Source organism: Bradyrhizobium manausense, from assembly GCF_018129685.1.
GTDB classification, from domain to species: domain Bacteria; phylum Pseudomonadota; class Alphaproteobacteria; order Rhizobiales; family Xanthobacteraceae; genus Bradyrhizobium; species Bradyrhizobium manausense_D.
This window is the reverse complement of sequence record NZ_JAFCLG010000006.1, coordinates 24591-36635: the sequence shown is the minus strand read 5'-3', so window position 1 is coordinate 36635 and position 12045 is coordinate 24591. Positions and strand designations below refer to the sequence as shown.

Sequence of the window (12045 nt, the reverse complement as noted above, 5' to 3'; positions counted from 1 at the left end):
GGTGGAACCGGTGCCGGGCAGGGCGGACCCCAGAATCCTCGTCCGGGGCGCAGCCAGGATCCGACCGGCCGTTGATGGTCTCGCCTGAGGCCTTACAACACAGGGGGCTGCCGGCATCTGCTCGGCGGCCTCTCTCTTTTTCCGGCAACCGCGTTTCGCGTTGGCTTACGCCGGCAGGAGCGAAGTGTGACCCTGCCTTGATCGCGACGTGGCCACATGCCGCTCGAGCTCGGTGCGAACAGTCTCCACGACGCTGGCCCAGTCACCGCGCGCCGGCTGCCTGAACAGGCGCATCGACCGATACCAGGGACTGTCGTCGCGATCGCGCAGCCAGCGCCAGTCGGGGTTGAAAGGCAGCAGCGTCCAGACCGCAGCGCCGAGCGCGCCGGCAAGATGCGCGACACTGGTGTCGACGGTGATCACAAGATCGAGGCACGAGATCAGGGCGGCGGTTTCGCTGAAATCCGTCAGATGTTGCGTGAGGTCGACGATGTCGGGCCGCTCGGCGAGGAAGGTCTTGTCTTGATCCCGGACGCCTTTTTGCAGGGAGACGAACTGGGCATCGCAATCCAGCAGCGGCGCGAGCGCGCGCAGCGCCATCGATCTGTTGTGATCGTTCTTGTGATCGGGATTGCCGGCCCAGACCAGGCCGACGCGGAAACGATGGCGCGGACCAAGCCGGCTCTCCCACGCATTTGCGCGCGCCGCCGACGGTGGGGGAACGTAGCCTTGCGCGAACGGGATGGTGTCGAGCCGCGTCCCGAACGCCAGCGGCAGCGTTCCCAGGGGGCAGTGCAGGTCGAAGGCCGGCGCGGACCAGCGGCCGACACAGTCTGCGACCCCCTCGATGCCGCCCAACAACTGCTGGATCGGCGGCTCGACCTCGAGGATGACCCTGGCTCCGAGCGCGGCCACCATGGGCACATAGCGGGCGAACTGAATCGCGTCACCCAATCCCTCGTCGGAGTGAAGCAGGATGGTCTTGCCTGCGATGGGCTGGTCGCCACGCCAAAGCGGCTGAGCAAAGCCGCGATCGACCAGACCGACGGACGGAAGTCGCCAACGCGCTTCGCGTGCGAGCCAGCCGCGCTCGAAATCGCCGGTCAGGAGCTGAAGCGTCGCCAGATAGAACAGCGTCTGCGCATCGTCTGGCGCGGCCGCGAGCGATCTGTGCAGGGTCGCGAAGGCTTCGTCGATCAATTGCAGATGCAACAGGACGACGGCCTTGTTGTTGAGCACGGCATGGAAATCCGGGCGAAGCACGAGTGCCCGGTCGAAACAGGCGAAGGCCTGTTCCAGCCGGCCGAAGCGCCAATGCAGCAGGCCGAGATTGTTGTGGGTCTCCGCAAGGCCCGGATCCAGCGCGATGGATCTTTCGTAGTCGGCCTCTGCATCCTCGAAGCGGTTCAGCGCCGAGAGGCAGACGGCGCGCATTTGATGCAGCGCTGCGGAGCTTGGACCGAGTCTCTCTGCAACATCGAAGCACTGCACGGCGTCCGCATGCCGGCCGAGCTCGAACAGCAGCATGCCGCCGTTGTGCGCGGCCTCCCAATAATGCGGATTGAGCTTCAGCGCCTGCTGCAGGTGTTGCGCGGCCTCGTCCTTGCGCTCGAGTTGCCAGAGCAGATTGCCGACGTGATTCCAGAGGCCGGCATCCTCAGGTTTGAGGCGCAGGGCGTGGCTATAGTGTTGCTGTGCGTCTTCGAGCCGCCCCTGGCGCTCCAGCACCGTCGCCAGACTCAGGACGTACTCTGGCTTCGGCGCCTGCCGGACCGCGCGGCCGATCCATTCCACGGCGGCATCGGGCTGCTGCGCATGGAAACAGAGCACGCCGAGCAGATGGAGGGCGTCGGGATGTTGCTCGTCCAGCGTCAGCGCCTGCTGGCAGCAGAGTTCGGCCTCGGCCATACGTCCCGATTGAAAATGCGCAAAGCCCGCCCGGACGAGGGCGGCCGGCGTGACCTTTCCGGATTGTCTGGCCGCGGCGGCCCGGCGCTCTCTGCGATTCATGGAGGGTTGGAGCGGTGGAATTCGTGTCCACCCCGCAATCGAAGTCAGCGAGGCCCCTCATTCCAACCACGCCAGGATTTCGCGAGGCTGGCGTTGACAGCACAGACACTGCCGTCATCGATGACGGAGCCCAAACGAAAACGGGGCCCGCAAGGGCCCCGCAAAGTCTGCAGCGTTCCGCGATCTTACTTGATCTTGGCTTCCTTGAATTCGACGTGCTTGCGCGCGACCGGGTCGTACTTCTTCTTGACCAGCTTGTCGGTCATGGTGCGCGAATTCTTCTTGGCGACGTAGTAGAAGCCGGTGTCAGCCGAGGACACGAGCTTGACCTTGATGGTGACCGCTTTGGCCATGTTCTGAACCTCAGAAATCAGGGGAATCTGGAGCCGGCCAAACGGCCCGCGTTGGCCGGCAACCTAGCCAGAAACCGCCTGATGTCAAGGTTTCACGCCCCGAAAACCGCTCAAATCGGGCCCTTTACGCCTCGAAGAAGCGGTTTTTCGGCCGGGGAAGGCCCAGATTCTCCCGCAAAGTGGCCCCTTCATAGTCTTTGCGGAAAATCCCGCGCCGCTGCAGCTCCGGGACGACCTTGTCGACGAAATCGTCGAGGCCCGCGGGCAAGAACGGGAACATGATGTTGAAGCCGTCGCAGCCGCGCCCGACCAGCCATTCCTCCATCTGGTCGGCGATGGTTTTCGCGGTGCCGACAAACGACAGCCCGCCATAGCCGCCGACGCGCTCGGCGAGCTGGCGCACGGTGAGCTTGTCGCGCCTGGCGAGATCGACCATGCGCTGGCGGCCGCTCTTGCTGGCGTTGGTTTCGGGAATCTCGGGCAGCTGTCCATCCGGATCGAAGCCGGAGGCATCGGTGCCCAGAATGACCGAGAGCGAGGCGATGGCGCTGTCGTAATGGACGCGGCTGTCGAGCAAGGCGCGCTTCTCCCTGGCCTCGTCGACGCTGTCGCCGACCACGACGAAAGCGCCGGGCAGGATCTTCAGGTGCTCGGGGTCGCGGCCGATCTTCTCCATGCGGCCCTTGATATCGGCATAGAGCTTTTGCCCGTCGGCGAGGGGCCCGCCGCCGGTGAACACGGCTTCCGCCGTTTCGGCTGCGAGCTGCCTGCCGTCCTCGGAGGCGCCGGCCTGCACGATCACGGGCCAGCCCTGCACGGGGCGGGCGATGTTGAGGGGACCGCGCACCTTCAGATATTTGCCGACATGGTCGAGCACATGCATCTTCGATGGATCGAAGAACAGCCCGCTTTCGACGTCGCGCACGAAGGCGTCATCGGCGAAGGAATCCCAGAGGCCGGTGACGACGTCGTAGAATTCGCGGGCGCGCTTGTAGCGTTCGGCGTGCTCCATGTGGTCGTCGAGACCGAAGTTGAGCGCCGCATCCGGGTTCGAGGTGGTGACGATGTTCCAGCCGGCGCGGCCGCCGCTGAGATGGTCGAGCGAGGCGAACCGGCGCGCGACGTGATAGGGCTCGTCGAACGTGGTCGAGCCCGTCGCGATCAGGCCGATGCGCTCGGTGACGGCGGAGAGTGCCGAGAGCAGCGTGAAAGGCTCGAACGAGGTCACGGTGTGGCTGCGCTTGAGCGCATTGACCGGCATGTTCAGCACGGCGAGGTGATCGGCCATGAAGAAGGCGTCGAACTTGCCGGCCTCAAGCTTCTGGATCAGCGTCTTGATGTGACCGAAATTGAAATTGGCGTCGGGCCACGCCCCGGGATAGCGCCAGGCGCCGGTGTGGATGCTGATCGGGCGCATGAACGCGCCAAGCTTGAGTTGCCGTTGTGCCATCGCGCCCAAAATCCCGTTCTGGTGTCGTTGGGCAAAGACATAGGCATGCCCGGGAACTCCGCCATTGGGATGGCTGAGAACAATTTTTTGTTTTTCGCTGGCGCTTCAGCACAATCGCGTCATTCGGGGGCGTTGCAAGGGGGGCTGTCGAACCAACCTGCGACTCGCTCCGACCAAGCCAAGACCCGTGAGGAGACTTTTCATGGCAGCGGCAATGAGTGTAAACGGCAGCATCGTCCGGATCGACCGTCCGATGCCCTGGTTCGGCCGGCTGCTGTCGCTGCCATTGCTGGCGGCGAGCGCCTATTTGCTCTGGAATGTCGCGCTCGGCCTGCGCCAGGATTTTTCCGGCTTCGGCCGGCTCGCCGACGACCTCGTGCCGGTGCTGGTGTTCACCGGCCTCGGGCTGTTGATCGGCATTCCCGGCTTGATCCTGCTGACGTTCCGCACCTTCGTCGTGCTCAACGAGACGTTGCGCCAGATCGTGATCACCAGACAGTTCGGCCCGCTGAACTTTCGCAGGTCCCGCGACCTCGCCGACTATCACTTCATCAGCATCACCGACGACGACGATCCGCAATTGACCACCTATGACGTCAATCTCTGCGGCAGCAAGGGCACCGAAGCCATTTCGCTGATGAGCTTCACCAAACGCGAAGATGCCAACCAACTCGCTCAGGAGCTCGGGCGTGCGCTGAAATTGCCGGCACGCGACTATGTCGGGACCGAGCCTTTTGACGACGACGCCCGCGCCGATTAGCTCAAGATGTCCTTCTGCATCTTGCCGCCGTAGAAATGGAAGAACGGCACCGGCGCATCGTGGCGCAAGGGACCGGTGGCAAGGCGGCTGTCGAGCTCGTTGAGCACATTCCGTGTCATGGGATGCAGATCGGCGAGTGGCTTCGAGCCGAGCTCGACCCAGACCAGCTCGACCAGCTCCGCATCGGCATGGATCACCCCGTCGACGCGATGGGTGATCGCGGAGGCATCGGCCGTGAAGAAGCGGGTGTCGAAGCGCTTGACGCGGCCGGGCGGCGTGATCGCGCGCGCGATCAGGAACAGGCTGGAGGGGTCGGGCAGCAGGCCCGCATCCGCGAACGGCTTCCAGGGGCCTTCGAGCCTGGCCTTGACCTCGGATTTGCGGCCGAGGCAGAGACCTGTTTCCTCGCAGGCCTCGCGAATGGCGGCAATCGCCAGCGATTTCGCGCGCGAGGCCGGCGTCTTCGGGCTGCCCTTGGCGAGATTGGCCTCCAGCTCCGTGGTGATGGGCGCAGCACACGGCACGCGATGATCGTCCTTGTCGACACGGCCGCCGGGGAAGACGAACTTGCCCGGCATGAACACCACCTTGTCGTGGCGCTTGCCGACCAGGACTTTCGGAACGGTGCCGCTGCGATCGACCAGGATGAGGGTCGCTGCATCCCTCGGGCGGAAATAGGGATGGTGATCGGCTTCCTTGCCCTCGTGGATCTTGGCCTTCTCGGCCGTCTGCGCCGTATCGCTCATATCCTCACCCAGACTGTTCTTGCTTATTCTGCTTACACAGGCGGAATACCATCCGGCGGGTTGTCGTCAAACCCGTGCATGCGCAGAGCCCATTGCAAGCCGACCACAGCTCCCTTCACCGGCTGCAGCAGCCCGAGCGAGGCAAAGAAGGTGAAGGGCAAATAGGCCACAAAGCTGAGCCAGATCGGCGTGGTGTAATTGGTCTCGATCCAGAGGATGCTCGGCACGGTGATGTGGCCGACGATGACGATCACGAGATAGGCGGGCAAATCATCGGCGCGGTGCGGCGTGAAATCGAGGCCGCAAGCCGAGCAATCGTCCGCCGTCTTCAGGAAGGCGCGGAACAGTTTGCCCTCGCCGCAGCGCGGGCAGCGGCCGCGGAAGCCGCGCTTCATCGCAGCCCAGAGGTCGCGCTTCTCGATAAGGCCGGTCTCGCGCGTCCAGATCTTTGGGGCCGTGCTCATGGTCACCATGCCTTGCCCTTGTTTCCCTTGCCTTTGCCCTTGTTCTTTCCTTTGCCCTTCTTGCCGGGCTTTGGCTTCGGCGGCTTGTGTTTTTTGTCCGGGCTGCGGCCGGGATGCGCTTTGAACGAAGGGCGGCGCTGCGGCCCCGGTCGTCTGCGGTCGCGCGGGGCGGTTGCGCTGTCCGACGACAGCAGCTCGAAGCGCAGCGCGCCGGCGATGGGGGCAGCCTCAATCAGGCGGACGTCCACGACATCGCCGAGCTGATACATGGTGCCGCTGCGCGTGCCGACCAAAGCGTGGCGGCCCTCGTCATAGTTGAAATATTCCGTGCCGAGGGATCGGATCGGGATCAGTCCGTCGGCGCCGGTCTCGCTCAGCTTGACGAACAGGCCGGCGCGGGTGACGCCGGAGACGCGGCCCTGGAACGTCGAACCGATACGGTCGGCGAGGTGGTGGGCGATCAGGCGATCGACCGTCTCGCGCTCCGCCTTCATCGCGCGCCGCTCGGTCAGCGAAATATGTGCGGCGACTTCGCCGAGGGTCTCCGCCGTCTCGCTGTCGGGCAGGGCGCCTTCGCCGAGGTCGAGCGCGCGGACCAGCGCGCGGTGCACGACGAGGTCGGCATAGCGGCGGATCGGCGAAGTGAAATGCGCGTAGCGGCGCAAATTCAGGCCGAAATGACCGTAATTCTCAGACGAATATTCTGCCTGTGCTTGCGCGCGCAAGACCACCTCGCTCACCAGCGGGAAATGGTCATGGCCTTCGAGCTGCGCCAGCACGCGGTTGAACAGGGCCGGGCGAAGCGCGCCTGACTTCGCGAAGGGAACGTCGAGCGTCTGCAAAAATTCCGAGAGCGCGTGGACTTTTTCCAGCGTCGGCTCGTCATGCACGCGGTAGATCAGCGCCAGCGATTTCTTCTCCAGCATCTCGGCCGCGGCGACGTTGGCCAGGATCATGAACTCCTCGATCAGTCTGTGCGCGTCGAGACGTTCAGGGACCACGACGCGGTCGACGGTGCCGTCGCTCTTGAGCAGGATCTTGCGCTCGGGCAGATCGAGATTGAGCGGATCGCGCTCGTCGCGGGCGCGCTTGACGCAGGCATAAGCCGCATAAAGAGGCTTCAGGATCGGATCGAGCAGGGGCCCGGTGGTATCGTCAGGCCGTCCGTCGATCGCGGCCTGTGCCTGCGCGTAGCTCAGCTTGGCGGCCGAACGCATCAGGATGCGATGAAAGCTGTGCGACCGCTTGCGGCCGTCGGGCGCAATGATCATCCGCACCGCGAGCGCGCCGCGCGGCTCTCCCGGCACCAGCGAGCAGAGATTGTTGGAGATGCGCTCGGGCAGCATCGGCACGACGCGATCGGGGAAATAGACCGAATTACCGCGATCCAGTGCGGCGCGGTCGAGCGCGGTGCCCGGACGGACGTAGAAACTCACATCGGCGATGGCGACGTCGACGATGAAGCCGCCCTTGTTGTTTGGATCGGAATCCGGCTGCGCATGCACCGCGTCGTCGTGATCCTTGGCGTCGGGCGGATCGATGGTGACCAGCGGCACGTCGCGCCAGTCCTCGCGCCCTTTCAGGTTTGCCGGCTCCGCCGCTTCCGCCTCGCGCTCGGCGGCGGAGGAGAATTGCAAGGGGATGTCGTGGGCGTAGATCGCGATCAGGCTGATCGCCTTCTCCGATTTGACCGAGCCGAGCTTCTCCTTGACCCGGCCTGAGGCCAGCCCAAAGCTGCGGGTGCGGACGATGTCGACGCTGACGAGGTCGCCGTCCTCTGCTCCGCGCGTGTCGGCCGCGGCGATGTTCAGCTCGCGGTCGGCGGACTTCTTGTCGACCGGGACCAGCCGTCCGCCGCCTTCGGGAAGCGCGCGGAACACGCCGAGGATGCGGCTCTTGGTCTTGTCGAAGACCTTGATGACGTGGCCGCGATAGGCGGGGCCTTCGCTCTCGTTGGACGGCTCGACCCGCAGCAGTACGCGGTCGCCGACGCCGGCCGCGGTGCCGGGTTTGGGCCGGCGCGGCATTGTGATGAGGATCTTCGGCGGCTCGCCGCTCTCGACCTCGTCCCATTCGCTGGGGGAGGCGATCAGCTCGCCATCGGCATCACGGCCAGTGATGTCGGCGACCAGCGTGGTCGGCAGGCTGTCCGGCTCGGAGACCGTGTGGCGTTTTTTCTTGATGGTGCCGTCGTCGGCGAGCTCGCGCAGCAGGCGCTTGAGCGCGATGCGATCGGCGTTCTTCAGGCCGAACTCGCGCGCGATGTCGCCGGTTCCGACCTTGCCGGGATGTGCCTTGATGAAGGCGACGATGGCGCTCCGCTCGGGAAAGCCATGGTCTTTCTTGCGTTTCACTTAACCTCTAATTGGTGCCGGCACTCTTCTTGGCCGGAGCTTTGGCTGCGCCGCCTGACTTGGTCGCCGACGTCTTTGCCGTCGACGCCACGCCTGCGCGCGCCTTGCTGGTGGATTCGGTTTTGGTTTTGGCCGCGGCTTTCTTCGCGGCCGGTTTCTTCGTCTTCGGCGCGGCGTCGTCGCCCTCCGCAGCCTTTTTGGCCTTGGCCGGCTTTGCCGCCTTCTTCGCCGTTTTGGTGCTCTTGGTCTTGCCGCCGCTCTTTCCACCGCCCTTGGCCGCGCGCTCGTCGATCAGCGCGATCGCCTGCGGCAGCGTCACCGTGTCCTTTTCGAACTCGGCGGGGATCGTTGCATTGACACCGCCCGCGGTGACATAGGCGCCGTAACGGCCGCTCTTCACAGTGACGGTGCCGAGCGTCGGATGATCGCCGAGCGCCTTGCCGGGATCGGAACCAAAGCGCCGGCTCGGGCCCTTGGCGACCTTCTCGGCAATCAGCGTCACCGCGCGATTGAGCCCGATGTCGAAGACCTCGTCGCCAGCCTCGAGGCTGGCATAGGTCTTCTCGTGCTTCACGAACGGCCCGAAGCGGCCGAGGCCGGCCGTAATCGGCTCGCCGGTCTCCGGATGCTTGCCGATCTCACGCGGCAGCGACAACAGCTTCAGCGCGAGCTCGAGCTCGACATCGCCAGGCGAGGTGCCCTTCGGGATGCCCGCGCGCTTCGGCTTCTCGCCTTCTTCATAATCCTTCTGCTCGCCGAGCTGGATATACGGCCCGAAGCGCCCGGCCTTGACCCAGACATCGCGCCCCGTATCGGGATCCTGGCCCAACGAACGATCGGCAGTCTGCTCGCTGTCGGCGGCAAGCTGACGGGTGTAGCGGCATTCCGGATAGTTCGAGCAGCCGACGAACGCGCCGAACTTGCCGGCCTTGAGATTGAGCCGGCCGTTGCCGCAGCTCGGGCACTGCCTGATATCACCGCCATCCGTGCGCGGCGGATAGATGTGCTGGCCCAGCATGTCGTCGAGCACGTCGAGCACCTGCGCGACGCGCAGGTCCTTGATCTCGTCGACGGCGCCGATGAAGCCGGTCCAGAAATCCTTCAGCACCTGCTGCCAGGAGATCTCGTTGTTGGAGATGCGGTCGAGCTGCTCCTCCAGGTTGGCCGTGAAATCGTATTCGACGTAGCGGCTGAAGAAGCTCTCCAGGAACGCGACCACGACGCGGCCCTTGTCCTCGCCATGCAGGCGCTTCTTCTCCAGCTTGACGTAGCCGCGGTCCTTCAGCACCTGGAGGATCGAGGCATAGGTCGAGGGCCGGCCGATGCCGAGCTCTTCCATACGCTTGACCAGCGAGGCTTCAGAGAAGCGCGGCGGCGGCTCGGTGAAGTGCTGGCTCACGGACAGCGACTGCCGCTTCAGCGCATCGTTCGGGCTCATCGCGGGCAGGCGGCGGGAGTCCTCGTCCTCCTCGTCGTCGCGGCCTTCCTGATAGAGCGCCAGAAAACCGTCGAACTTGACGACCTGGCCGGTGGCGCGCAGCTCCAGCGTGCGACCGCCGGCCTTCGCGGTGATGTCGACGGTGGTGCGCTCGAGCTCCGCCGATTCCATCTGGCTCGCGATGGTGCGCTTCCAGATCAGCTCATAGAGTCTTGCCTGATCGGCATCGAGCTTGCGGCTCATGCTGTCGGGGCGCCGCGAGAGGTCGGTCGGGCGGATCGCTTCGTGCGCTTCCTGGGCGTTCTTGGCCTTGGCCTGGTACTGGCGCGGGCTATCGGGCACATACGCGTTGCCGTAATCCTCGCCGATCACCTTGCGTGCCTGGGTGATGGCAGACGGGTCGATCTGCACACCGTCGGTACGCATATAAGTAATGAGTCCGGTGGTCTCGCCGCCGATGTCGATGCCTTCATAAAGGCGCTGCGCGATGCGCATGGTGTGAGCGGGCGCAAAGCCGTATTTGCGGCTGGCTTCCTGCTGCAACGTCGAGGTCGTGAAGGGCGCCTGCGGATTGCGGCGCGCCGGCTTGGCGTCAACCGCCGTCACGGCGTAGGTGGCGAGTTCCAGCGCCTTCTTGAAGTCTTCGGCTTCCGCGCCGGTGCCGATGTCGAGACGCTGGATCTTCTTGCCGTCGGCGCCGACGAGGCGCGCCTCGAAGGCATCGCCACGCGGGGTCAGCAAGGTCGCGATCAGCGACCAATATTCACGCGGCACGAACTTCTCGATCTCGAGCTCGCGGTCGCAGACGAGGCGCAGCGCCACCGACTGCACGCGGCCGGCCGAGCGGGCGCCCGGCAGCTTGCGCCACAGCACGGGGGAGAGGGTGAAGCCGACCAGATAGTCGAGCGCCCGCCGCGCCATGTAGGCGTCGACCAGCGCGCCGTCGATCTGGCGCGGGTTCTTCATCGCGTCCGTGACGGCCTGCTTGGTGATGGCGTTGAACACCACGCGCTCGATCTTCTGATCTTTCAGCGCGCGCTTCTCCTTCATCACCTCCAGCACGTGCCAGGAGATGGCCTCGCCCTCGCGATCAGGGTCGGTCGCCAGAATCAGGCGGTCGGCGCCCTTCAGGGACTTGGCAATATCGTTGAGCCGGCCGGCCGCCTTGGGATCGACCTCCCAGATCATCTTGAAATTGCTGTCAGGATCGACGGAACCGTTCTTGGCCGGGAGGTCGCGGACATGGCCGAACGAGGCCAGAACCTCATAGGACGAGCCCAAATACTTGTTGATCGTCTTGGCTTTCGCCGGCGACTCCACAATGACGATATTCATGTAGTTCCAGTAACTTACGGGGAAATATAGGGCCGATTTCCTCTAGATTCGGGTCGGCCGTTTCGACTCGAACATGGGTGGTGCGGCCGTCCCTGTCAAATCGAGGGGTGTTGAAGGCCTGCCGATTAAGAAAAGTTTCATATCAAGAAAGTTGCAAATTACCACCTTGGAGTTGCGGCCGCTATGGGCGTAATGTTCCGGCGGGGCATGGATTCGGGTGGGGCTGGTGGCAAAGCCAGGAAAGAAGCGCGCGCGCGCCGCAACGGGCGCGCGAGGAGGCTCGCGCAACGAGGAACCGGGGGAAGGCGGGGTCGATGAGGCCGTCGCCTTCATCGCGGAGCAGGTCGGCGCCCTGCGCACGCTCGCCGGGCGCCACAAGCTCGATGTGCTGCATTATCTCCTGGGAATGACCAAGCTCGAGGCCGACGAGCACCTGCGGCTGCGGAGCAAGCGCAAGCTGTCGTGAGGGGCTCAGGGCGGTGTCAGATTTGAATGCGCCGCTGTCCAACCCGTCATCCTGAGGTGCGAGTGGCGCGATGCGGAGCATCGTGCCGGGAGCCTCGAAGGATGAACGGCCGAGATGCAGTTGGGGCCGTCGCCCTTCGAGGCTCGCCGAAGAGGCGAGCACCTCAGCGACAATGGCTTCGCCATTGCGCGGGGATGACGGTGCTAGCTGCCCAACCGATTGCGGCCACTCGGATCGTCCCCACCCGGAATATCCAGTCCGCACCAGAGCATGCCGTGCTGCGCGGCCAGAATGGAAAAGTAGGTCAGTGTATGGAGTTGATCGCCGCTCGCGCAGGCGCCGGTAGTGAACCCGGCTGCGAACTTATTGGCCCATCGCTGCTGGCTCCATCGGTCACTTGAAGCGTCTGCGAAGGCTTTGAATTGCGCCGCGGGTCCGCCCATATAGGTCGGGCTGCCAAATGCGACCGCTCCGGCGCGGTCGATCGTCTCTAACAAGCTCTCATTCTGAAAACGGCCTGATAGAATGTCATGGCCCGCGATCCGGCAAAGCGCGACGTCCGAGGCTCCAGCCCCGCCACGCGCCATTGCTTGCGCCAGCCTATCGGTGGTGCCGGAGACGGAAAAATACACGATCGCAAGCAGGGGCATGGCGGCGCTACTTCGGCGG

The 12045-nt window shown here is 64.6% G+C and carries 10 protein-coding genes; 2 read left to right on the top strand and 8 right to left on the bottom strand.

The genetic code is table 11. The features are described from left to right. Positions 1-165 precede the first annotated feature (165 nt). The 3 genes from JQ621_RS16700 to JQ621_RS16690 form a co-directional block, all read right to left on the bottom strand. Positions 166-2010 carry a tetratricopeptide repeat protein gene (locus tag JQ621_RS16700; protein ID WP_212235781.1) on the bottom strand — a complete coding sequence of 615 codons (1845 nt, stop codon included), beginning with the start codon at positions 2008-2010 and terminating at the stop codon, positions 166-168. Positions 2011-2195: 185 nt separating this feature from the next. Further along, complete coding sequence (rpmG, locus tag JQ621_RS16695) at positions 2196-2363, bottom strand: 50S ribosomal protein L33 (protein WP_057756569.1); 168 nt, start codon at positions 2361-2363, stop codon at positions 2196-2198. A gap of 124 nt (positions 2364-2487) precedes the next feature. Further along, the gene (locus JQ621_RS16690) at positions 2488-3813 is read right to left on the bottom strand and encodes an LLM class flavin-dependent oxidoreductase (protein WP_212235780.1); all 1326 of its coding nucleotides are present in this window, start codon (positions 3811-3813) and stop codon (positions 2488-2490) included. A 202-nt stretch (positions 3814-4015) separates the two neighbouring features. Between JQ621_RS16690 and JQ621_RS16685 the strand changes: the two genes are divergently transcribed. Next, a complete protein-coding gene (locus tag JQ621_RS16685) occupies positions 4016-4573 on the top strand; it encodes a hypothetical protein (protein ID WP_212235779.1) in 558 nt (185 codons plus the stop codon). Here JQ621_RS16685 and JQ621_RS16680 read toward each other — a convergent pair. Genes JQ621_RS16680 through topA form a run of 4 tightly spaced genes read right to left on the bottom strand, consistent with a single transcriptional unit; the run spans position 4570 to position 10910 of the window. Further along, positions 4570-5319: an NUDIX hydrolase gene (locus JQ621_RS16680; protein ID WP_212235778.1), complete on the bottom strand. Its 750-nt coding sequence runs from the start codon at positions 5317-5319 to the stop codon at positions 4570-4572. The genes JQ621_RS16685 and JQ621_RS16680 overlap by 4 nt on opposite strands. A gap of 32 nt (positions 5320-5351) precedes the next feature. Beyond that, entirely contained in the window at positions 5352-5792 is a 441-nt protein-coding gene (locus JQ621_RS16675; protein ID WP_212235777.1) for a DUF983 domain-containing protein, read from the bottom strand. Beyond that, positions 5786-8137, bottom strand: coding sequence for a ribonuclease R (gene rnr, locus JQ621_RS16670; protein WP_212235776.1), 2352 nt, complete (start codon positions 8135-8137; stop codon positions 5786-5788). The genes JQ621_RS16675 and rnr overlap by 7 nt, the downstream gene beginning before the upstream one ends. Positions 8138-8144: 7 nt before the next feature. After that, a complete protein-coding gene (gene topA, locus JQ621_RS16665) occupies positions 8145-10910 on the bottom strand; it encodes a type I DNA topoisomerase (RefSeq protein WP_212235775.1) in 2766 nt (921 codons plus the stop codon). A gap of 226 nt (positions 10911-11136) precedes the next feature. On the opposite strand from topA, the gene JQ621_RS16660 reads away from it, so the two are divergent. Further along, positions 11137-11376: a hypothetical protein gene (locus JQ621_RS16660; protein ID WP_212235774.1), complete on the top strand. Its 240-nt coding sequence runs from the start codon at positions 11137-11139 to the stop codon at positions 11374-11376. Between the two features lie 203 nt (positions 11377-11579). Here the strand turns inward: JQ621_RS16660 and JQ621_RS16655 are convergent, their stop codons facing one another. Then, positions 11580-12026 carry a flavodoxin family protein gene (locus JQ621_RS16655; RefSeq protein WP_212235773.1) on the bottom strand — a complete coding sequence of 149 codons (447 nt, stop codon included), beginning with the start codon at positions 12024-12026 and terminating at the stop codon, positions 11580-11582. Between the last annotated feature and the right edge of the window lie 19 nt (positions 12027-12045).

Excerpts from the sequence above, each read along its gene's own strand:
- JQ621_RS16700 (WP_212235781.1), bottom strand. The coding sequence starts at position 2,010 with ATGAATCGCAGAGAGCGCCGGGCCGCCGCGGCCAGACAATCCGGAAAG.
- rpmG (WP_057756569.1), bottom strand. The coding sequence starts at position 2,363 with ATGGCCAAAGCGGTCACCATCAAGGTCAAGCTCGTGTCCTCGGCTGAC.
- JQ621_RS16690 (WP_212235780.1), bottom strand. The coding sequence starts at position 3,813 with ATGGCACAACGGCAACTCAAGCTTGGCGCGTTCATGCGCCCGATCAGC.
- JQ621_RS16685 (WP_212235779.1), top strand. The coding sequence starts at position 4,016 with ATGGCAGCGGCAATGAGTGTAAACGGCAGCATCGTCCGGATCGACCGT.
- JQ621_RS16680 (WP_212235778.1), bottom strand. The coding sequence starts at position 5,319 with ATGAGCGATACGGCGCAGACGGCCGAGAAGGCCAAGATCCACGAGGGC.
- JQ621_RS16675 (WP_212235777.1), bottom strand. The coding sequence starts at position 5,792 with ATGGTGACCATGAGCACGGCCCCAAAGATCTGGACGCGCGAGACCGGC.
- topA (WP_212235775.1), bottom strand. The coding sequence starts at position 10,910 with ATGAATATCGTCATTGTGGAGTCGCCGGCGAAAGCCAAGACGATCAAC.
- JQ621_RS16655 (WP_212235773.1), bottom strand. The coding sequence starts at position 12,026 with ATGCCCCTGCTTGCGATCGTGTATTTTTCCGTCTCCGGCACCACCGAT.